The organism is Mesorhizobium prunaredense (assembly GCF_900156895.1).
Taxonomy (GTDB): Bacteria; Pseudomonadota; Alphaproteobacteria; order Rhizobiales; family Rhizobiaceae; genus Mesorhizobium; species Mesorhizobium prunaredense.
Genome location: NZ_FTPD01000035.1, coordinates 1 through 21,069, shown reverse-complemented (window position 1 = coordinate 21,069; position 21,069 = coordinate 1). Strand labels below are relative to the sequence as shown.

The 21,069-nt window shown below is 62.3% G+C and carries 17 protein-coding genes and 1 tRNA gene; 16 read left to right on the top strand and 2 right to left on the bottom strand.

What is annotated here, in order from left to right; all coding sequences use genetic code 11:
* The 13 genes from BQ8794_RS23550 to rpoC all read left to right on the top strand — a co-directional run.
* The coding region (locus BQ8794_RS23550) for an EF-Tu C-terminal domain-related protein (protein WP_483189060.1) at nt 1-204 on the top strand (204 nt) is incomplete at its 5' end.
* A 188-nt stretch (nt 205-392) separates the two neighbouring features.
* Nucleotides 393-2,060 (top strand): COG3904 family protein, encoded by a 1,668-nt coding sequence (locus tag BQ8794_RS23545; protein WP_077381041.1) that lies wholly within the window; start codon nt 393-395, stop codon nt 2,058-2,060.
* 101 nt (nt 2,061-2,161) lie between these two features.
* The gene (locus BQ8794_RS23540) at nt 2,162-2,644 is read left to right on the top strand and encodes a group II truncated hemoglobin (protein WP_077381040.1); all 483 of its coding nucleotides are present in this window, start codon (nt 2,162-2,164) and stop codon (nt 2,642-2,644) included.
* 100 nt (nt 2,645-2,744) lie between these two features.
* The gene (locus tag BQ8794_RS23535; protein WP_077381039.1) at nt 2,745-3,254 is read left to right on the top strand and encodes a metal-dependent hydrolase; all 510 of its coding nucleotides are present in this window, start codon (nt 2,745-2,747) and stop codon (nt 3,252-3,254) included.
* 35 nt (nt 3,255-3,289) lie between these two features.
* Nucleotides 3,290-3,365 (top strand) — tRNA-Trp (locus BQ8794_RS23530).
* A 406-nt stretch (nt 3,366-3,771) separates the two neighbouring features.
* Nucleotides 3,772-3,975 carry a preprotein translocase subunit SecE gene (secE, locus tag BQ8794_RS23525; RefSeq protein WP_013531408.1) on the top strand — a complete coding sequence of 68 codons (204 nt, stop codon included), beginning with the start codon at nt 3,772-3,774 and terminating at the stop codon, nt 3,973-3,975.
* 27 nt (nt 3,976-4,002) lie between these two features.
* Nucleotides 4,003-4,530, top strand: coding sequence for a transcription termination/antitermination protein NusG (gene nusG / locus BQ8794_RS23520; protein ID WP_006333333.1), 528 nt, complete (start codon nt 4,003-4,005; stop codon nt 4,528-4,530).
* A gap of 170 nt (nt 4,531-4,700) precedes the next feature.
* On the top strand, nt 4,701-5,129 hold the full coding sequence (gene rplK, locus BQ8794_RS23515; protein WP_023798121.1) for a 50S ribosomal protein L11: 429 nt from the start codon (nt 4,701-4,703) through the stop codon (nt 5,127-5,129).
* A 4-nt stretch (nt 5,130-5,133) separates the two neighbouring features.
* On the top strand, nt 5,134-5,832 hold the full coding sequence (gene rplA / locus BQ8794_RS23510) for a 50S ribosomal protein L1 (protein ID WP_027155818.1): 699 nt from the start codon (nt 5,134-5,136) through the stop codon (nt 5,830-5,832).
* A gap of 412 nt (nt 5,833-6,244) precedes the next feature.
* Nucleotides 6,245-6,763, top strand: coding sequence for a 50S ribosomal protein L10 (gene rplJ / locus BQ8794_RS23505; RefSeq protein WP_065011395.1), 519 nt, complete (start codon nt 6,245-6,247; stop codon nt 6,761-6,763).
* 54 nt (nt 6,764-6,817) lie between these two features.
* Nucleotides 6,818-7,195, top strand: coding sequence for a 50S ribosomal protein L7/L12 (gene rplL / locus BQ8794_RS23500; protein ID WP_023680442.1), 378 nt, complete (start codon nt 6,818-6,820; stop codon nt 7,193-7,195).
* Between the two features lie 254 nt (nt 7,196-7,449).
* Nucleotides 7,450-11,586 (top strand): DNA-directed RNA polymerase subunit beta, encoded by a 4,137-nt coding sequence (gene rpoB / locus BQ8794_RS23495; protein ID WP_077381038.1) that lies wholly within the window; start codon nt 7,450-7,452, stop codon nt 11,584-11,586.
* Between the two features lie 187 nt (nt 11,587-11,773).
* Entirely contained in the window at nt 11,774-15,970 is a 4,197-nt protein-coding gene (gene rpoC / locus BQ8794_RS23490; protein ID WP_027155820.1) for a DNA-directed RNA polymerase subunit beta', read from the top strand.
* A 186-nt stretch (nt 15,971-16,156) separates the two neighbouring features.
* On the opposite strand, the gene BQ8794_RS23485 is transcribed toward rpoC, so the two are convergent.
* Nucleotides 16,157-17,092 (bottom strand): Gfo/Idh/MocA family protein, encoded by a 936-nt coding sequence (locus BQ8794_RS23485; protein ID WP_077381037.1) that lies wholly within the window; start codon nt 17,090-17,092, stop codon nt 16,157-16,159.
* A 94-nt stretch (nt 17,093-17,186) separates the two neighbouring features.
* Nucleotides 17,187-17,468 carry a hypothetical protein gene (locus tag BQ8794_RS23480; protein WP_023798115.1) on the bottom strand — a complete coding sequence of 94 codons (282 nt, stop codon included), beginning with the start codon at nt 17,466-17,468 and terminating at the stop codon, nt 17,187-17,189.
* A gap of 462 nt (nt 17,469-17,930) precedes the next feature.
* Between BQ8794_RS23480 and rpsL the strand changes: the two genes are divergently transcribed.
* The 3 genes from rpsL to fusA all read left to right on the top strand — a co-directional run bounded on the left by rpsL (nt 17,931) and on the right by fusA (nt 20,979).
* On the top strand, nt 17,931-18,302 hold the full coding sequence (gene rpsL / locus BQ8794_RS23475; protein WP_006333356.1) for a 30S ribosomal protein S12: 372 nt from the start codon (nt 17,931-17,933) through the stop codon (nt 18,300-18,302).
* Between the two features lie 85 nt (nt 18,303-18,387).
* Entirely contained in the window at nt 18,388-18,858 is a 471-nt protein-coding gene (rpsG, locus tag BQ8794_RS23470; protein WP_008875664.1) for a 30S ribosomal protein S7, read from the top strand.
* Between the two features lie 30 nt (nt 18,859-18,888).
* Nucleotides 18,889-20,979, top strand: coding sequence for an elongation factor G (fusA, locus tag BQ8794_RS23465; RefSeq protein ID WP_077381036.1), 2,091 nt, complete (start codon nt 18,889-18,891; stop codon nt 20,977-20,979).
* Nucleotides 20,980-21,069: the final 90 nt, after the last annotated feature.

Here is a 21,069-nt window from a genome sequence, read left to right as displayed (position 1 = left end):
CGGCCGCAGTTCTATTTCCGCACCACCGACGTGACCGGCATCGTGTCGCTGCCGGAAGGCACCGAGATGGTGATGCCGGGCGACAACATCACCGTCGATGTCGAGCTGATCGTGCCGATCGCCATGGAAGAGAAGCTGCGCTTCGCCATCCGTGAAGGCGGCCGCACCGTCGGTGCCGGCATCGTCGTCACCATCAAAGAATAGTGGGCGCCGGCGCTGGCCGGTCAGATTGAATGCGAAAGGGTAGTCCTCGGGCTGCCCTTTTTGCTTATTTGGGTACAGCCGGCTTGCCTTTTTTAGGTACGCCCGGCGCCTGCGGCGTCGTCGTAAATCCATGTTGCAAGCCTTCAAAGCTGGACTAGTATAGATCGCATTGCGGGGGGCTTGCCCGAATGGTTTCATGGCACCGTCTGAGTGGTCAGGCATGGTGGATGCTTGGGTTGATCTGCCTGGCGTCGTTCCTGGTCATGGAACACGCTGCCTTCGCGGCGAACACCAAAAAATCCGCCCCGGATCTTGGCCCGACGATGCGATTTGTCGTCGTCCGCAGCAGCGCGCCTGGTTGCGAACCGACCTGCCCGGAATGGATATCGGCTGAAGGCTCGATAGTAGCCGGCACGCCGGCCCTGTTCAAACGCACGCTCAAGGGGCTTGGTAGCCGAAAACTGCCCGTTGTCGTGGATTCTCCCGGCGGCAACGTCGAAGCGGCGCTGGCGCTTGGCCGGCTGCTCCGCAAGAACAAGCTCGATATCGCGGTCGGCAAAACCCGGTTCACCGGTTGCCAGCCCGATGCCAAGGGCTGCAAGGAAAACGACGGCAAGGGCGCTCGCTATTTCGGCGATGCCTATGCCGACGGCGCCATCTGCAATTCCGCCTGTCCGCTGATGTTTGCCGGCGGCATCAGGCGCGTCGTCGGGCAATGGGCCTTTCTCGGCGTGCACCAGATCACCACGACCTACATCCGGACGAAATTGCAGTACCGGACCACCTATCGCGTGGTCGGAGGCAAGAAAAAGATCGTCAGCAAGAAGATCGTCGGCCGCAAGAACGCCGGCAGCTACAAGACCTACGAGATGAGCAGGTCGGTGGAGAAAAGACTGGCTGCCTATCTGAACGAAATGGGCGTCGGCCATGCCGTGCTCGAGACGATGAAGAACACCCCGGCCAGCACCATCCAGCAGCTGGCGCCCTACGACATGCTGCAGGCGAAGCTCGTGACCAGCCTGGATACCGTCGACCTGCTGACCGCGGCAACCCTGTGCAAGGCTGATCCGGTGGCCGCGAACTGCAGGGAAATACCGGCGCCAGCCGGCAACGTGGTAGCATTCGCCAAGCCCGCTCCCGCCGCGCCGGTCGAACCTGAAACCGGGCAGCGGGCCGATGTTGGCGATATGCGTTTCGTCCTGGTTCGCGGCAGAAGTTTTCTCTGCGATCCCAACTGTCCCGAATGGATCTCGGCGGAAGGCACGATCAGCGCTCAAACGCCGGAACGGCTGCGCCAACTGCTGGACACGATCGGTGATCGGCGACTGCCCGTGGTGATCAACTCGCCGGGAGGCGACGTGCTCGGCGCTCTGGCCGCCGGAAGGTTGATCCGAGAACGCAAGCTCGACGTGGCGGTTGCGCGGACGGAGTTCATTGGATGCGAGTCGGACAAGGCGGATTGCACCGCCGAGGATGGCGTCTATGTCGGGCTGACGATCGATGCGAGCGGCGCGTGTGGCGCGGCCTGCCCGATCATGCTTGCCGGCGGTGTCAGACGCCTTGTCGGTCCTCGCGCGCAGTTGACCGTGCACTCGATGGGGTTGGATCAACGGGTCAAGACCTATCTTAGGGACATGGCGGTCGGACCCGGTCTGCTGGGGGCGATGCGGTCGGTGCCGGCCTCGCGCCATCGGCAGCTCGAACCCGAGATGATGCTGCAAGTCGGGCTGACGACCGGGCTTGGTTCGGCAGATGAATTTACCGGTCCGACCATCTGCAAGTCGGAGCCAGTGCCGGAGAATTGCCGCGTCGTGTCGACGTCAGAGGTTCAGGCCGACGCGCCGGTCAAGTCGTAAGGTGCAGACACCGCAGCCGGCCCAAACTGGCCATCGAGGCAGGTTGAGCTCCGCACGATCGTTCCGCTATCGTCGCTGTCAGTTGCAATCGAGGATCGGTGATGAACGAGGACGTCCCGACATTGTTCGAATGGGCCGGCGGCACCGAAGCGCTGAACCGCCTGACCCATACCTTCTACGGCAAGGTGTCTAGGGATGCGATCGTCGGCCCGGTGTTCAAAAACATGTCGCCGGACCATTCTGCCCATGTCGCTGCCTTCATCGGAGAGGTCTTTGGCGGACCGAAGACCTACAGCGAAGAGCATGGCGGCCACCGCGAGATGGTGATGCACCATCTGGGTAAGCATCTGAGCGAGGAACAGCGACGCCGCTGGATCAACCTGCTCACTGACGCCGCCGATGAAGTAGGGTTGCCGGACGATCCGGAGTTCCGCTCGGCTTTCACTGCCTATGTCGAATGGGGGTCGCGGCTGGCGAGGATGAACTCCAACCTTGGCGAGACCTGCGACCCGGAGACGGAACCGATGCCGGCCTGGGGCTGGGGCGTGCCCGGCGGGCCGTACAAGCCACCGAGCGCGAAATAGCCCTCTCCCTAGCTTGGGGAGAAGCGGGGTAACCCTTCCTGAATGCGCCACAGTATGCCGCGACGTTTCGATCGACTCGGCAATGAACAGAGGTTTGGCGATGCTGATCGCTCATCTTCCGGCTGGCTACATACTCGGTACTTTCGCACAAAACCGTTGGCCCGGCAGATCGGGGATCATGGCGGCGGCTATGCTCGGCAGCGTCGTCCCGGACCTCGACATGCTCTACTTCCATTTTGTCGATGGCGGACGAACCCACCACCACGCCTACATCACGCACTGGCCGCTCTTCTGGGCAGGGGTTGGCCTTTTGGCACTGTCGGTCGCGAAATGGCGGGATCCGCGATATCTGGCCCCGGTCGGCGCCTTCTTTGCCGCCGCAATGATACATATGATCCTGGACAGCGTGGCGTCGCCTATCATGTGGCTAATGCCGTTCGACCGGCGTGCGCTCGAACTCGTCACGGTTCCGGCGATGTATCGCAACTGGGTCATGAGCTTCATGTTGCATTGGACTTTTGCCCTCGAACTTCTGATATGCACCTGGGCGCTGGCCCTCGGATTTCGACGATTGCAGCCCGGCGCGGCCACGCCTAAAAACTCGACTTGAGTTCTTGTCCGCTTTATGAAATAGCAGCGCGCGATACGGGCATAGCTCAGTTGGTAGAGCGGCGGTCTCCAAAACCGCAGGTCGTAGGTTCGAGCCCTGCTGCCCGTGCCATTTCTCGAAATGGCCAATTCATGAAACCGTGCCATTTTTCGAAATGGGCAATTCGTGAAAATTGTCTGGTCTTCTGCGCATCGACCTTTTGAAAATCGCGCGGTGGCTTGCCATATAGGCTGTCTTGAGGCATAAGAGCGCCATAGCCGGGACGGGACGACTGGATGGTTCCGAGGCGGCGTTTGGCATAAAGCGGACACTTGCCACTTGCGTGGATCAAGAATCGGTTTTATGTAGACGAAACAGACACGCGACGCGTGGAGCTGGGAAGCCGGCTTTACGCGTCCGATTTGCATGGGCGAAATGATTGCGCTGATTCGGCGCGAACACGGGCTCCAGGCGGCACATCCCGGCCAGCGGGATCATCCAGGAGATCCGGTCAACGGGTCTTGCAGACAGGCGGCACATGGCTTCGAAAACCACAAATCCTTTCGTCTTTCTCCAGCAGGTTCGCGCGGAGACCGCCAAGGTGACTTGGCCGTCGCGTCGCGAAACGATGATCTCGACGGTGATGGTTCTGGCGTTCGCTGTGATCGCGATGATCTTTTTCTTTACTGCCGATCAGCTCATGGGCCTCGCGGTCGAGCAGATTCTGGGCATTGGACGCTAAGTCCGGCGATTACGGAGAAGTCTTGAAATGACTGCGCGGTGGTACATCGTCCACGCCTATTCGAACTTTGAAAAAAAGGTCGCTGAGGACATCGAGAACAAGGCCAAGCAGAAAGGCCTGTCCGCTGACATCGAGCAGATCGTGGTGCCGACCGAGAAGGTCGTCGAGATACGCCGCGGCCGCAAGGTCGATGCCGAGCGCAAGTTCTTCCCGGGCTACGTGCTGCTGAAGGCCAACCTGACCGACGCAGTGTTCTCGCTCGTGAAGAACACGCCGAAGGTCACCGGCTTCCTGGGTGATTCGAAGCCGGTGCCGATCACCGAGGCCGAGGCCCAGCGCATCCTGAACCAGGTGCAGGAAGGCGTCGAGCGGCCGAAGCCGTCGGTCACTTTCGAGATCGGCGAGGCGATTCGCGTCTCGGACGGTCCGTTCGCCTCGTTCAACGGTTTCGTCCAGGAAGTGGACGAGGAGCGGGCGCGGCTCAAGGTGGAGGTTTCGATCTTCGGGCGCGCCGTGCCGGTCGATCTCGAATTCGGACAGGTCGAAAAGGGCTGATCCGAAATCCTTGTCGCCAATTCGGCGGTGGGGGAGGCGGCGTGGAAATCGCGGCCAAAACGGGGTGGGAGGCGAACGCGGCTTTAGCCCGCCGCGGGAACCGCACCACCAGACTGCAACCGCCGGTGTTGCCCAGATTTGGGGCCGGCATGAGATAAAGGCAGGAAGAGATGGCTAAGAAAATTGCAGGCCAGCTCAAGCTCCAGGTTTCCGCGGGCTCGGCGACGCCGTCGCCCCCGATCGGACCGGCGCTTGGTCAGCGCGGCATCAACATCATGGAGTTCTGCAAGGCGTTCAACGCGCAGACCCAGGAAATGGAAAAGGGATCGCCGGTTCCGGTCGTGATCACCTACTACCAGGACAAGTCGTTCACCTTCGTCATGAAGACGCCGCCGGTGAGCTACTTCCTGAAGAAGGCCGCAAACCTGAAGTCGGGCTCGAAGGAGCCGGGCAAGGTCAAGGCCGGCACGATCGGCCGCGACAAGGTGCGCGCCATCGCCGAGCAGAAGATGAAGGATCTGAACGCGACCGATATCGAGGGGGCCATGCGCATGGTCGAGGGCTCCGCCCGCTCGATGGGTCTGGAAGTGGTGGGCTGAGATCATGGCAAAGATTGCAAAGCGTGTATCGAAGACCCGCGAAGGCATCGATCCCAACAAGGCCTATGCCTTGGGTGATGCGCTGAAGCTGCTCAAGGACCGGTCCTCGGTGAAGTTCGACGAGACCGTTGAAATCGCGATGAACCTGGGTGTCGACCCGCGCCATGCCGACCAGATGGTCCGTGGCGTGGTCAACCTGCCGAACGGCACCGGCCGTACCGTCCGCGTCGCGGTTTTCGCGCGTGGCGACAAGGCCGAGGAAGCCAAGGCGGCGGGCGCCGATATCGTTGGCGCCGAGGATCTGGTCGACATCGTCCAGAAGGGCACGATCGACTTCGATCGCTGCATCGCCACGCCGGACATGATGCCGCTGGTCGGCCGTCTGGGCAAGGTGCTCGGCCCGCGCGGCATGATGCCGAACCCGAAGGTCGGCACTGTCACCACCGACGTTACCGCCGCCGTCAAGGCGTCGAAGGGTGGCGCGGTCGAGTTCCGCGTCGAGAAGGCCGGCATCGTTCATGGCGGCGTCGGCAAGATCTCGTTCGACGTCAAGGCGCTGGAAGAGAACGTCCGCGCCTTTGCTGACGCGGTGACCAAGGCGAAGCCGGCTGGCGCCAAGGGCAACTACGTCAAGAAGGTGTCTGTCACCTCGACGATGGGCCCTGGCCTCAAGCTCGACGTCTCGACGCTGGCAGCGTCCTGATACGAACCATTTGGATCTGCCGCTAAAGGGCTGATCCGCAAACAGAATTCCGGGCCTCCGAGTTATCTCGGCGGCCCGGTACCGGAAGTCGGAAGGCTTCCGGACATCCTGTCCGAGATTGCGGGCGGCCCCAAGCCTTGGTTCAAGGGGGCCTTAATTCATGTGGGCCTGCATGAGACGGGTGAAGACCGGACAACGGAGCGACTGCTCCAATGAAAGGTTCGAACCGTGTTTGCCTTTTGTCTGCGCACCATTCGGCTTGCCGGCTGGTGTGGCGAAAGGGGGCAGGATCCTCGAGCGTCGTTCGGGAGATCCGTTACTGGATGGCCCGGCCGGCAAAAGGCAACCCGACGCCTGTCCTCGTAATGGGAATGTTCCCGTTAACAGGATTGGGGTCAACTGGAGATAGGCAGTGGACAGAGCGGAAAAACGCGAACTCGTCACGGGCCTGAATGAAGCGTTTTCGGGCGCTGGTTCAGTCGTCGTGGCCCACTACGCCGGTATCACCGTCGCGCAAATGAACGACCTTAGGTCGAAAATGCGTGTCGCCGGTGGCACCGTCAAAGTCGCGAAGAACCGTCTCGCCAAAATCGCTCTTCAGGGCACGGACTCCGCATCGATCATCGACCTGTTCAAGGGACAGACGCTGATCGCCTATTCGGAGGATCCGATTGCGGCGCCGAAGGTCGCGTCCGATTTCGCCAAGGGAAATGACAAGCTCGTCATTCTCGGCGGCGCAATGGGCACCACCTCGCTCAACGCCGACGGTGTGAAGGCACTCGCCACACTTCCGTCGCTCGATGAGCTGCGCGGCAGGCTGGTTGGCATGATCGCCACGCCGGCAACCCGGATCGCCCAGATCGTCAATGCGCCTGCGGCTTCGGTCGCGCGCGTCATCGGCGCTTACGCCCGGAAGGACGAGGCGGCATGAGGCCGTTCCTCGCTATCACAAACACACGTTCGAACCTTATGAAGGAATATTGCAATGGCTGATCTGGCAAAGATCGTAGACGACCTTTCGAAGCTGACCGTCCTCGAGGCGGCCGAGCTGTCGAAGCTTCTGGAAGAAAAGTGGGGCGTTTCCGCTGCTGCTCCGGTGGCGGTTGCTGCCGCCGGCGGTGCTGCGGCTGCTGCTGCTCCGGTCGAGGAAAAGACGGAATTCGACGTCGTCCTCACCGAGGCGGGCGCTCAGAAGATCAACGTCATCAAGGAAGTTCGCGCCATCACCGGTCTTGGCCTCAAGGAAGCCAAGGACCTGGTCGAGGCGGCTCCGAAGCCGGTCAAGGAAGCTGTTTCCAAGGCCGACGCGGACAAGTTCAAGGCCCAGTTGGAAGCAGCCGGCGCCAAGGTCGAACTGAAGTAAGCGTTTGATATCGGCGGGCGGCTTCGCGCCGTCCGCCGCTCCCTTGGCGCGAAGGGAGGCTGCGTAACGCGAAGAGTACGAAAACCTCTTTCCTGAGGGCCGTAAACCGGCCTTCAGGAAACGGGTTTTCTCCCGTTTTGACCGGCCACCGACAGGTGGCGGGTGAACAAATAAAAGGCCGCCGCCGAAGGTGGCCGAGAATGCAAGGCGAGCCGCGGCGAGGCTCGCCCCGAGAATCGAGCTAAGGAGCGACGATGGCCCAGACACAAACTTTCAATGGCCGCAGACGCGTACGCAAATTCTTCGGAAAGATTCCGGAAGTTGCGGAGATGCCGAACCTGATCGAGGTTCAGAAGGCATCCTATGACCAGTTCCTGATGGTCGAGGAGCCCAAGGGCGGGCGTCCTGACGAGGGACTGCAGGCGGTTTTCAAATCGGTGTTCCCGATCTCCGACTTTTCCGGCTCCTCGATGCTGGAATTCGTGAAGTACGAGTTCGAAGCGCCGAAATTCGACGTTGACGAATGCCGTCAGCGCGACCTGACCTATGCCGCGCCACTCAAGGTGACGCTGCGCCTCATCGTGTTCGATATCGACGAGGATACCGGCGCCAAGTCGATCAAGGACATCAAGGAGCAGGACGTCTACATGGGCGACATGCCGCTCATGACCTTGAACGGCACCTTCATCGTCAACGGCACCGAGCGCGTCATCGTCTCGCAGATGCACCGTTCTCCGGGAGTCTTCTTCGACCATGACAAGGGCAAGTCGCACTCGTCGGGCAAGCTGCTGTTTGCCGCGCGCGTTATCCCCTATCGCGGATCGTGGCTCGACATCGAGTTCGACTCGAAGGACGTCGTGCACGCCCGCATCGACCGTCGCCGCAAAATTCCGGTGACGTCACTGTTGATGGCGCTCGGCATGGACGCCGAGGAGATCCTGTCGACCTTCTACAACAAGATCACCTACAAGCGCGCCGGCGACCACTGGCGCATCCCGTTCAACGTCGAGCGTTTCCGCGGCCTCAAGGCTGTCGGCGACCTGATCGATGCAGACACCAACGAGGTCGTCGTCGAGGCCGGCAAGAAGATCACCGCACGCCAGGCCCGTCAGCTCGGCGAAAAGGGTCTCAAGGCGATCAAGGCGACCGACGAGGATCTGCTCGGCAACTACCTTGCCGAGGACATCGTCAACTATGCGACCGGCGAGATTTTCCTCGAAGCCGGCGACGAGATCGACGAAAAGACGCTAAAAGTGCTTCTCGCCGCCGGCGACGACGAGATCAAGGTTCTCGACATCGACCACGTCAATGTCGGCGCCTATATCCGCAACACGCTCAACGTCGACAAGAACGAGAGCCGCCAGGACGCGCTGTTCGACATCTACCGCGTTATGCGCCCCGGCGAGCCGCCGACGCTGGAAACCGCCGAAGCCATGTTCAACTCGCTGTTCTTCGACAGCGAGCGCTATGATCTGTCGGCCGTCGGCCGCGTCAAGATGAACATGCGCCTCGAGCTCAAGGCCGAGGACACCGTGCGCGTGCTGCGCAAGGACGACATCCTGGCCGTGGTCAAGACGCTGGTCGAACTGCGCGACGGCAAGGGCGAGATCGACGACATCGACAATCTCGGCAATCGCCGTGTGCGCTCGGTCGGCGAGCTGATGGAGAACCAGTACCGCGTCGGCCTCTTGCGCATGGAGCGCGCGATCAAGGAGCGCATGTCCTCGATCGAGATCGATACGGTGATGCCGCAGGACCTGATCAACGCCAAGCCGGCGGCTGCCGCCGTGCGCGAGTTCTTCGGTTCCTCGCAGCTGTCGCAGTTCATGGACCAGACCAACCCGCTGTCGGAGATCACCCACAAGCGCCGTCTCTCGGCGCTTGGACCCGGTGGTTTGACCCGCGAGCGCGCCGGCTTCGAGGTGCGCGACGTGCACCCGACGCATTACGGCCGCATCTGCCCGATCGAGACGCCGGAAGGCCCGAACATCGGTCTGATCAACTCGCTGGCCACCTTTGCGCGCGTCAACAAGTATGGCTTCATCGAGAGCCCGTACCGCAAGATCGTCAACGGCAAGCTGACCAATGAGGTCGTCTATCTGTCGGCGATGGAAGAGGCCAAGCACCACGTCGCCCAGGCCAATGCCGAGCTCGACAAGGATGGTCGTTTCGTCGACGAATTCGTCATTTGCCGCAACGCCGGCGAAGTGATGATGGCGCCGCGCGAAAACGTCGATCTGATGGACGTGTCGCCCAAGCAGATGGTGTCGGTGGCCGCGGCGCTGATCCCGTTCCTCGAGAACGACGACGCCAACCGCGCGCTGATGGGCTCGAACATGCAGCGTCAGGCCGTGCCGCTGGTGCGCGCCGAAGCGCCGTTCGTCGGCACCGGCATGGAGCCGATCGTCGCCCGTGACTCCGGCGCCGCCATCGGCGCCCGCCGCGGCGGCGTCGTCGACCAGGTCGACGCGACGCGTATCGTCATCCGCGCCACCGAAGATCTCGATCCCGGCAAGTCGGGCGTCGACATCTACCGGCTGATGAAGTTCCAGCGTTCGAACCAGAACACCTGCATCAACCAGCGTCCGCTGGTGCGCATGGGCGACCTGGTCAACAAGGGCGACATCATCGCCGACGGGCCGTCGACCGAGCTCGGCGATCTGGCGCTCGGCCGCAACGTGCTGGTCGCGTTCATGCCGTGGAACGGCTACAACTACGAGGACTCGATCCTCTTGTCCGAGCGCATCGTCGCCGACGACGTCTTCACCTCGATCCACATCGAGGAGTTCGAGGTCATGGCGCGCGATACCAAGCTCGGGCCGGAGGAAATCACCCGCGACATTCCCAACGTCTCGGAAGAAGCGCTGAAGAACCTCGACGAGGCGGGCATCGTCTATATCGGTGCGGAAGTGCAGCCGGGCGACATCCTGGTCGGCAAGATCACGCCGAAGGGCGAAAGCCCGATGACGCCGGAAGAAAAGCTTCTGCGCGCCATTTTCGGCGAAAAGGCATCGGACGTGCGTGACACCTCCATGCGCATGCCGCCTGGGACCTTCGGCACCGTCGTCGAAGTGCGCGTCTTCAACCGCCACGGCGTGGAGAAGGACGAGCGCGCCATGGCGATCGAACGCGAGGAGATCGAACGCCTCGCCAAGGACCGCGACGACGAGCAGGCGATCCTCGACCGCAACGTCTATTCGCGCCTGTCCGACGTTCTCGTCGGCAAGGATGCGATTGCCGGGCCGAAGGGTTTCAAGAAGGGCTCGAAGCTGTCGAAGGACACGCTCGACGAGTATCCGCGTTCGCAGTGGTGGCAGTTTGCGGTGGAGAACGAAAAGCTCCAGAGCGAACTGGAAGCCCTGCGTGGCCAGTACGACGATTCCAAGAAGGCGCTCGAACAGCGCTTCATGGACAAGGTCGAGAAGGTGCAGCGCGGCGACGAGATGCCTCCCGGCGTCATGAAGATGGTCAAGGTCTTCGTGGCGGTGAAGCGCAAGATGCAGCCCGGCGACAAGATGGCCGGCCGGCACGGCAACAAGGGTGTCGTGTCGCGGATCGTTCCGGTCGAGGACATGCCGTTCCTCGAGGACGGCACGCATGCCGATATCGTGCTCAACCCGCTGGGTGTGCCGAGCCGCATGAATGTCGGCCAGATCCTGGAGACGCATCTGGGCTGGGCTTGCGCCGGAATGGGCAGGAAGATCGGCGAGCTGATCGACGCCTACAAGACAGGCGGCGACATCAAGCCGCTGCGCAAGACGCTCGAGAGCTTCATGCCGGCCAACGACCGCAACGAGCCGATCCGCGATTATGACGACGACAGCGTCGTTCGCCTCAGCGAGCAGATGCGCCGCGGCGTCTCTATCGCGACACCGGTGTTCGACGGCGCGCACGAGGCCGACATCAACATCATGCTGGAGCAGGCGGGCCTGCACACCAGCGGTCAGTCGCAGCTCTATGACGGACGCACCGGCGAGCCGTTCGATCGCAAAGTGACGATGGGCTACATATATATGCTCAAGCTTCACCACCTTGTGGACGACAAGATCCACGCGCGTTCGATCGGGCCGTACTCGCTCGTTACCCAGCAGCCGCTGGGCGGCAAGGCGCAGTTCGGTGGCCAGCGCTTCGGCGAGATGGAGGTCTGGGCGCTCGAAGCGTACGGCGCCGCCTACACGCTGCAGGAGATGCTGACGGTGAAGTCGGACGACGTCGCCGGCCGCACCAAGGTCTACGAGGCGATCGTCAGAGGCGACGACACCTTCGAGGCCGGCATCCCCGAGAGCTTCAACGTTCTGGTCAAGGAAATGCGGTCCCTGGGCCTCAATGTCGAGCTGGAGAACACCAAGCTCGACGACAACCCGATCCGGCTGCCCGACGCGGCCGAATAAGCAAGACGTCCGGTCGCGGTTCCCCGCGGCCGGACGCCGAGCATGATCCCGAAAAGTGGTTACCGGTTTTCGGCCAAGATCATGCTCAAACAAGAAAGTTTCTTCGGCCGATGGCCGATCAAGTCGGCGGGCGTTTGGCCCGCGCTAGATGCAAGGGGTTTTCGAGGACCCCGAAAAGGAGAACGGCATGAACCAAGAGGTCATGAATCTCTTCAATCCCCAGGCGCCTGCACAGGTGTTCGATTCCATCCGGATTTCGCTCGCCAGCCCTGAGAAGATTCTGTCCTGGTCGTTCGGCGAGATCAAGAAGCCGGAGACCATCAACTACCGCACCTTCAAGCCGGAGCGCGACGGCCTGTTCTGCGCGCGCATTTTCGGCCCGATCAAGGACTACGAATGCCTGTGCGGCAAGTACAAGCGCATGAAGTACAAGGGCGTCATTTGCGAGAAGTGCGGCGTCGAAGTCACGCTGTCGCGCGTCCGTCGCGAGCGCATGGGCCATATCGAGCTGGCCGCGCCCGTCGCCCATATCTGGTTCCTGAAGTCGCTGCCGTCGCGTATCGGCACGTTGCTCGACATGACGCTGAAGGACATCGAGCGCGTTCTCTACTTCGAGAACTACATCGTCACCGAGCCCGGCCTCACCGCGCTGAAGGAGCACCAGCTGCTCAGCGAGGAAGAGTACATGATGGCCGTCGACGAATATGGCGAGGATAGCTTCACCGCCATGATCGGCGCCGAGGCCATCCACGACCTTCTGGCCGGCATGGACCTGGAGAAGATCGCCGGCGACCTGCGTTCGGAGCTGGCTTCGACCACGTCCGAGCTCAAGCAGAAGAAGTATCTGAAGCGGCTCAAGGTCGTCGAGAACTTCATGGAGTCCGGCAACCGTCCGGAATGGATGATCATGAAGGTGGTCCCGGTGATCCCGCCGGACCTGCGTCCGCTGGTTCCCCTGGACGGCGGCCGCTTCGCCACGTCCGATCTCAACGATCTCTATCGCCGCGTCATCAACCGCAACAACCGCCTGAAGCGGCTGATCGAGCTGCGCGCGCCCGGCATCATCGTGCGCAATGAAAAGCGCATGCTGCAGGAAGCCGTCGACGCGCTGTTCGACAACGGCCGTCGCGGCCGCGTCATCACCGGCGCCAACAAGCGCCCGTTGAAGTCGCTGTCCGACATGCTGAAGGGCAAGCAGGGCCGGTTCCGCCAGAACCTGCTCGGCAAGCGCGTCGATTATTCCGGCCGCTCGGTCATCGTGACCGGTCCGGAGCTCAAGCTGCACCAGTGCGGCCTCCCGAAGAAGATGGCGCTCGAACTGTTCAAGCCCTTCATCTATGCCCGTCTCGACGCCAAGGGTTATTCCTCGACCGTCAAGCAGGCGAAGAAGCTGGTCGAGAAGGAGCGTCCGGAGGTCTGGGATATCCTCGACGAGGTCATCCGCGAGCATCCGGTGCTCTTGAACCGTGCGCCGACGCTGCACCGCCTCGGCATCCAGGCGTTCGAGCCGATCCTGATCGAAGGCAAGGCGATCCAGCTTCACCCGCTGGTCTGCACGGCCTTCAACGCCGACTTCGACGGCGACCAGATGGCGGTTCACGTGCCGCTGTCGTTGGAAGCACAGCTTGAAGCCCGCGTGCTGATGATGTCGACCAACAACATCCTGCACCCGGCTTCCGGCGCGCCGATCATCGTGCCGTCGCAGGACATGGTTCTGGGTCTCTACTATCTCTCGATCGTCAACCAGAACGAGCCGGGCGAGGGCATGGTGTTTGCCGATATGGGCGAACTCCAGCACGCGCTCGAGACCAAGGCGGTGACGCTGCACTCCAAGATCAAGGGCCGCTTCCGCACGGTCGATGCGGACGGCAAGGTCGTGTCGAAGATCTACGACACCACGCCTGGCCGCATGATCATCGGCGAGCTTCTGCCGAAGAACGTCAACGTGCCGTACGAGACCGCCAACCAGGAGATGACCAAGAAGAACATCTCCAAGATGATCGACACCGTCTACCGCCATTGCGGTCAGAAGGAGACGGTCATTTTCTGCGATCGCATCATGGCCCTCGGCTTCAGCCACGCCTGCCGCGCCGGCATTTCGTTCGGCAAGGACGACATGCTGATCCCGGATGCCAAGATCAAGCTGGTTTCCGACACCGAGGCCTTGGCCAAGGAATACGAGCAACAGTACAATGACGGCCTGATCACGCAGGGCGAGAAGTACAACAAGGTCGTCGACGCCTGGGCCAAGTGCTCGGAAAAGGTCGCCGACGAGATGATGGCCCGCATCAAGGCGGTCGAGTTCGAGGACAATGGCCGTCAAAAGCCGATGAACTCGATCTACATGATGTCGCACTCCGGTGCGCGCGGCTCGCCCACCCAGATGCGCCAGCTTGCCGGTATGCGCGGCCTGATGGCCAAGCCGAGCGGTGAAATCATCGAGACGCCGATCATCTCGAACTTCAAGGAAGGCCTGACCGTGCTCGAGTACTTCAACTCGACCCACGGCGCCCGCAAGGGTCTGGCCGACACCGCCTTGAAGACGGCGAACTCGGGTTATCTGACCCGTCGTCTGGTCGACGTGGCGCAGGACTGCATCGTCAACTCCGTCGACTGCGGCACCGACAAGGGTCTCACCATGCAGCCGATCGTCGATGCCGGCCAGGTCGTCGCTTCCGTCGGCCAGCGCGTTCTCGGCCGCACGGCGCTCGACGACATCACGCATCCGGTCACGGGTGAGGTTCTGGTCAAGGCCGGAACGCTGATGGACGAACGCGACGTCGAGCAGATCGAAAAGGCCGGCGTCCAGTCGGTCCGCATCCGCTCGGCGCTGACTTGCGACGTCAGGGTCGGTGTCTGCGCGGTCTGCTACGGACGCGATCTGGCCCGCGGCACCCCGGTCAACCAGGGCGAGGCTGTCGGCGTCATCGCGGCGCAGTCGATCGGCGAGCCGGGCACCCAGCTCACCATGCGTACCTTCCACATGGGCGGTACGGCGCAGGTGGTGGACTCGTCGTTCCTTGAAGCCTCGTATGAGGGCAAGGTCGAGATCCGCAACCGCAACGTGGTGCGCAACTCCGACGGTCAGCAGATGGTCATGGGCCGCAACATGGCGGTGCTGATCCTCGACGAAGCCGGCAAGGAGCGCGCCACGCACCGCCTCACCTATGGCTCGCGCATCTTCGTGGACGATGGCGACAAGGTGAAGCGCGGCCAGCGCATCGCCGAGTGGGATCCCTATACCCGCCCGGTCCTCACCGAAATCGAGGGCAAGGTGGCGTTCGAGGATCTGGTCGACGGCATTTCCGTCCAGGAAACGGCGGACGAATCGACCGGCATCACCAAGCGCGAGGTCATCGACTGGCGTTCGACGCCACGCGGCAACGACCTCAAGCCGGCGATCGTCGTCCAGGACGCCAAGGGCAAGGTCGGCAAACTGTCGAAGGGCGGCGACGCTCGCTTCCTGCTCTCGGTCGAGGCCATTCTTTCGGTCGAGCCGGGTGCACAGGTTCGCCCCGGCGACGTGCTGGCGCGTATCCCGATGGAAAGCGCCAAGACCAAGGACATCACCGGCGGTCTGCCGCGTGTTGCCGAACTGTTCGAGGCACGCCGTCCGAAGGATCACGCCATCATCGCCGAGATCGACGGCACGATCCGCTTCGGCCGCGACTACAAGAACAAGCGCCGCATCATCATCGAGCCACATGACTCGACGCTTGAGCCGGTCGAATACCTGATCCCGAAGGGCAAGCCGTTCCATCTCCAGGACGGCGACGTCATCGAGAAGGGCGACTATATCCTCGACGGCAATCCGGCGCCGCACGACATCCTGGCGATCAAGGGCGTGGAGGCGCTTGCCTCCTACCTCGTCAACGAGATCCAGGAGGTCTACCGTCTGCAGGGCGTGTCGATCAACGACAAGCACATCGAGGTGATCGTTCGCCAGATGCTGCAGAAGGTCGAGATCACGGCGCAGGGCGACTCGACCTACATTCCGGGCGACCACGTCGACGTGATCGAGCTGGAAGAGGTCAACGAGCGCCTGGTCGAGGACGGCAAGAAGCCGGCCGAAGGCCAGCCGGTGCTGTTGGGCATCACCAAGGCCTCGCTACAGACGCCGTCCTTCATCTCGGCCGCCTCCTTCCAGGAGACGACCCGGGTGCTGACCGAAGCGGCGGTTGCCGGCAAGACCGACATGCTGCAGGGGCTGAAGGAAAACGTCATCGTCGGCCGTCTGATCCCGGCCGGCACCGGCGGCACGATGAGCCAGATCCGGCGCATCGCCACCTCGCGCGACGAACTGATCATCGACGAGCGCCGCAAGGCGTCGGGCGTCGAGGTCGCCGACCCGATGCTGACCGACATGGCTTCCGCCGCGCAGTAAGCGCGGCGGGTACAGATCTCAGGCAACGAAGCCGTCGGGGCAACCCGGCGGCTTTTTTGTGTGTTGAGGTTGGGGCTGTCGGTGAAGCTGCCGATCTCCCCCTTGCGGGGGAGATTGTATGGCGCTTCCGCTTTCGCCAACTACCAACGCTGGGCAGGCGGGTCGTTCATAGCCGCATTGTAAGCGTCAGTCGAAAAACGCTTCCACCACATTGCGCTTGCCGAGCATGAAGGCGTCGGCGACATGCTGCAGCGGGGCGAGATCGACATCGGAAACGCCGGCGCGCACAATCTCGGCGAAGCGCTTGTAGAGCATCGGATATTCGGCTTCCGGCTCGTCGTGAACGACGCGGCCGTCGACCGCGAGTTTTGCGCCACCGCCCGAAAGCGCCATCGCGCCCTTGTCCGTCTCGGCCAGGATGTCCCAGCTTTGCGGGCCGGTCTGGCACCAGTCGAGTTCCATCGCCACCGGCAAGCCGTTCGAGGTGCGGAAGGCGATGTGCGCGGCAATCGGGGCGGCGCGGTTTTCGGGAAAATCGAGGATCGCCGAGGTGATGAACATCGCCGGCAATATGTGGGTCGCGATCGACAGCGCGTTGATGCCGGGATCGAAGACGCCGAAGCCGCCCGGGGCCCAGATCCAGTCCTGGTTCGGATGCCAGCGGCGCACGTCCTCCTTCCAGTTGATGGCAGCCGACCTGATCGTGGTCGAGCCGAGAAAATCGCGCGCCGCTTCCACCGCCGGCGCGTAGCGCGAATGCCAGCTGGCGAACAGCGAGACGCCATTTGCCGCCGCCAGTGCTTTCAGGTCTTCGACCTCGCTGACCGTGGCGCCGGGTGGCTTTTCCAGGAAGACATGCTTTTTTGCTTCGAGCGCCGTCCGCGCGGCGTCGTAGCGGAACTGCGGCGGCATGCAGAGTGATACGGCCTCAAGCTCAGGCACCGCGTCGAGCATCGTCTCGATATCAGGGAAATTCGCGATACCGTCGACCTTGCCATGCCGGCTGGCGGCGGCGACGAGGCGGTAGTCGCGGTCCTTCGTCAGGGCCGGCAGGTGCTGGTCGCGAACGATCTTTCCCACCCCGACGATGCCGAGCTTGATGGGACCGCTATTCAGGGACATGGGGACTCCGCAGGTTGATATTGCGCTTGGTTCTTAGCAGAGAACCGATGCCGGGCAAGCAGTGCCAGACCGCGACGGCCAAGGACATGGCCGGTCACAGCGGCACGTCGAAGGTGACGATCGACACTTCGCCTTCGAGCGCGCCCTGATAGGCCGACAAATGCGGCTCTTCGTCGGGCACGCCGTCCAGGTCGCCGATCTGGTCGAGCTCCGCCTCGGCGTAGCCTTCGGCCGCGAGTGATTCGAGCGCCCGGCGCACCGCCGAATCGTCGTCGGGCGCGACCAGCATGAGGTGGACGCCTTCCGGCTTGCCGCCCTTTCTTTTCCACGCCCGGCCGGTGATGATGGTGACCGGGCGCTCATCATTGTCGTTCACGGGCCGATTCCTCCGAGCGAGGGGATTTGCGCTGTTCATGTCGCTTTTTCGCATGAAGCCTGGCTATGCAACAGCCAAGGGCCGGTCACTTTCTTCCCTCCTCTTGCAAAATGGTGAAAGAAAATTACATGCGCTTTTCGCATGGCTGCCAAGCCTCGGTTTCAGCGTAATATTTGGTGCTCCGGGGTTGACGGGCAACAGGCTTGCGAGTAGAAGCCGCCCAGTCAGAACCGATGTGAGGCTCTCACTTCCGAAGCGACACGCTTTGGAGTTTGCCTCAAACAGGGTTCGTTTTACGAGCGAAAAGACATTTCCGGCGTGCACGAAGCGTTTTCCGCTTCCTCTGCCATTTGTTCGGGCAAGACCGCGAGGCGCGGTTTGTGGCCCGACTTTGCGTATGGAAATGACGCTTTGAGCGGCCCTGACCGGGCGAGACACGGAATTGAGAGACAAGAGGGTTTAATGCCTACCGTCAACCAGCTGATCCGCAAGCCGCGCATTGCGCCGGTGAAGCGCAACAAGGTCCCGGCCATGCAGCAGAACCCGCAGAAGCGGGGCGTCTGCACGCGCGTCTACACAACGACGCCGAAGAAGCCGAACTCGGCGCTGCGCAAGGTGGCCAAGATCCGCCTGACCAATGGGTTTGAAGTGATCGGCTACATCCCCGGTGAAGGCCACAATCTTCAGGAACACTCGGTGGTGATGATCCGCGGCGGCCGCGTCAAGGATCTTCCGGGCGTCCGCTACCATATCATCCGCGGCGTGCTCGACACGCAGGGTGTGAAGAACCGCAAGCAGCGCCGTTCGAAATACGGCGCCAAGCGTCCGAAGTGACCGAAGCGTAGCCAAGGTCATCCCGGACGGCGCCAGGCGACGATCCGGGATCCAGGCCACCACGCAGAATTGAGGCAGAGAAAAAATGTCCCGTCGTCACAGTGCAGAAAAGCGTGAGATCAATCCGGACCCGAAGTTCGGCGATCTGATCGTCACCAAGTTCATGAACGCCGTCATGTATGACGGCAAGAAGTCGGTTGCCGAGACCATCGTCTACGGCGCGCTTGACCAGGTCCAGTCCAAGACCAAGCAGGAGCCGGTCACCGTCTTCCATCAGGCGCTCGACAATGTCGCGCCGCATGTGGAAGTGCGTTCGCGCCGCGTCGGTGGCGCCACCTACCAGGTTCCGGTCGATGTGCGCCCCGAGCGCCGTCAGGCGCTGGCCATCCGCTGGCTGATCGCCGCCGCCCGCAACCGCAACGAGACCACCATGGTCGACCGCCTCTCCGGCGAGCTGATGGACGCGGCCAACAACCGCGGCACCGCCGTCAAGAAGCGTGAAGACACCCACAAGATGGCAGAAGCCAACCGCGCCTTCGCGCACTACCGCTGGTGAAGCGCGAACGAGACTGAAGAGGCACCTCCCATGGCCCGCGAATATAAAATCGAAGACTACCGCAATTTCGGTATCATGGCGCATATCGACGCCGGCAAGACGACGACCACCGAGCGCGTCCTCTACTACACGGGCAAGTCGCACAAGATCGGCGAAGTCCACGACGGCGCGGCCACCATGGACTGGATGGAGCAGGAGCAGGAGCGCGGCATCACCATCACGTCCGCCGCGACCACGACCTTCTGGAAGGCTCGTGACGGCAAGATGCACCGCTTCAACATCATCGACACTCCCGGCCACGTCGACTTCACCATCGAGGTCGAGCGTTCGCTGCGGGTGCTCGACGGCGCCATTGCGCTGCTCGACGCCAACGCCGGTGTCGAGCCGCAGACGGAGACCGTCTGGCGCCAGGCCGACAAGTACCGCGTGCCGCGCATGATCTTCTGCAACAAGATGGACAAGATCGGCGCGGATTTCTATCGCTCGGTCGAAATGATCGGTTCGCGCCTCGGTGCTCAGGCTGTCGTCATGCAGCTGCCGATCGGCGCCGAGACCGAGTTCAAGGGTGTCGTCGATCTCGTCGAGATGAACGCGCTGGTCTGGCGCGACGAGACGCTGGGCGCCGCCTGGGACGTCGTCGAGATCCCGGACGACCTTAGGGCACGTGCGGAAGAATATCGCGAGAAGATGATCGAGGCCGCCGTCGAAATGGACGAGACGGCGCTCGAGAATTACCTCGAAGGCAAGATGCCCAGCAATGACGAGATCCGCGCCCTGATCCGCAAGGGCACCATCGCGGTGAAGTTCTACCCGATGTTCTGCGGCTCGGCCTTCAAGAACAAGGGCGTGCAGCCGCTGCTCGACGCAGTCGTCGAATATCTGCCGTCGCCGGCCGACGTTCCGGCCATCAAGGGCGTCGATGCCAAGACCGACGCCGAGATCGAGCGTCACGCCGACGACAGCGAGCCGCTGTCGATGCTCGCCTTCAAGATCATGAACGACCCGTTCGTCGGCTCGCTCACGTTTGCCCGCATCTATTCGGGCAAGCTCACCAAGGGCATCTCGGTCGACAATACGGTGAAGGGCAAGAAGGAGCGCATCGGCCGCATGCTGCAGATGCATGCGAATTCGCGCGCTGACGTCGAAGAGGCTTTCGCCGGCGACATCGTCGCTTTGGCCGGCCTCAAGGACACGACGACTGGCGACACGCTCTGTGATCCGCTGCATCCGGTCATCCTCGAGCGCATGGAATTCCCCGATCCGGTCATCCAGATCGCCATCGAGCCGAAGACCAAGAACGACCAGGAGAAGATGGGCCTTGCGCTGCATCGCCTGGCCGCCGAGGATCCGTCCTTCCGCGTCAAGACCGACGAGGAAAGCGGCCAGACGATCATCTCCGGCATGGGCGAACTGCACCTCGACATCATCGTCGATCGCATGCGTCGCGAGTTCAAGGTCGAGGCCAATGTCGGCGCGCCGCAGGTGGCCTATCGCGAGACAATCACCCGCAGGCACGAGCAGGACTACACACACAAGAAGCAGACCGGCGGCACCGGCCAGTTCGCCCGTGTCAAGATCCTGTTCGAGCCGAATCCGGAAAGCAGCGAATTCCTGTTCGAATCCAAGATCGTCGGCGGCGCTGTGCCGAAGGAATATATCCCCGGTGTCGAAAAGGGCATCAACAGCGTCATGACCTCTGGCCCGTTCGCCGGCTTCCCGATGATCGGCGTCAAGGCGACGCTGATCGACGGCGCCTACCATGATGTCGACTCCTCGGTGCTCGCCTTCGAAATCGCCGGCCGTGCCTGCTTCCGTGAAGCCGCGCCCAAGCTTGGCGTGCAGTTGCTCGAGCCGATCATGAAGGTCGAAGTGGTGACGCCGGAAGATTATGTCGGCAGCGTCATCGGTGATCTGAACGGCCGTCGCGGCCAGATTCAGGGCCAGGAAGCGCGCGGCGTGGCGGTGGTTGTCAACGCCATGGTGCCGCTCGCCAACATGTTCAAATACGTCGACAATTTGCGCTCGATGAGCCAGGGCCGCGCGGCCTACACGATGCAGTTCGATCACTACGAGCCGGTCCCCACCGCGGTCGCTCAGGAAGTCCAGAAGAAATACGCGTAACCGGAACGGGTTGCAGCGCTAACTTAATTCAAAGCCCGCACGGGCGAGCAGGAATGGAGAGATCACATGGCAAAAGGTAAATTCGAGCGT

What these genes read in the sequence shown, in the direction of transcription:
- rpsL (WP_006333356.1), top strand. Translation starts at nt 17,931, where the DNA reads ATGCCTACCGTCAACCAGCTGATCCGCAAGCCGCGCATTGCGCCGGTG.
- nusG (WP_006333333.1), top strand. Translation starts at nt 4,003, where the DNA reads ATGACTGCGCGGTGGTACATCGTCCACGCCTATTCGAACTTTGAAAAA.
- BQ8794_RS23540 (WP_077381040.1), top strand. Translation starts at nt 2,162, where the DNA reads ATGAACGAGGACGTCCCGACATTGTTCGAATGGGCCGGCGGCACCGAA.
- rpsG (WP_008875664.1), top strand. Translation starts at nt 18,388, where the DNA reads ATGTCCCGTCGTCACAGTGCAGAAAAGCGTGAGATCAATCCGGACCCG.
- rpoB (WP_077381038.1), top strand. Translation starts at nt 7,450, where the DNA reads ATGGCCCAGACACAAACTTTCAATGGCCGCAGACGCGTACGCAAATTC.
- secE (WP_013531408.1), top strand. Translation starts at nt 3,772, where the DNA reads ATGGCTTCGAAAACCACAAATCCTTTCGTCTTTCTCCAGCAGGTTCGC.
- rplK (WP_023798121.1), top strand. Translation starts at nt 4,701, where the DNA reads ATGGCTAAGAAAATTGCAGGCCAGCTCAAGCTCCAGGTTTCCGCGGGC.
- rplL (WP_023680442.1), top strand. Translation starts at nt 6,818, where the DNA reads ATGGCTGATCTGGCAAAGATCGTAGACGACCTTTCGAAGCTGACCGTC.
- rplA (WP_027155818.1), top strand. Translation starts at nt 5,134, where the DNA reads ATGGCAAAGATTGCAAAGCGTGTATCGAAGACCCGCGAAGGCATCGAT.
- BQ8794_RS23535 (WP_077381039.1), top strand. Translation starts at nt 2,745, where the DNA reads ATGCTGATCGCTCATCTTCCGGCTGGCTACATACTCGGTACTTTCGCA.
- BQ8794_RS23485 (WP_077381037.1), bottom strand. Translation starts at nt 17,092, where the DNA reads ATGTCCCTGAATAGCGGTCCCATCAAGCTCGGCATCGTCGGGGTGGGA.
- fusA (WP_077381036.1), top strand. Translation starts at nt 18,889, where the DNA reads ATGGCCCGCGAATATAAAATCGAAGACTACCGCAATTTCGGTATCATG.
- BQ8794_RS23545 (WP_077381041.1), top strand. Translation starts at nt 393, where the DNA reads ATGGTTTCATGGCACCGTCTGAGTGGTCAGGCATGGTGGATGCTTGGG.
- rpoC (WP_027155820.1), top strand. Translation starts at nt 11,774, where the DNA reads ATGAACCAAGAGGTCATGAATCTCTTCAATCCCCAGGCGCCTGCACAG.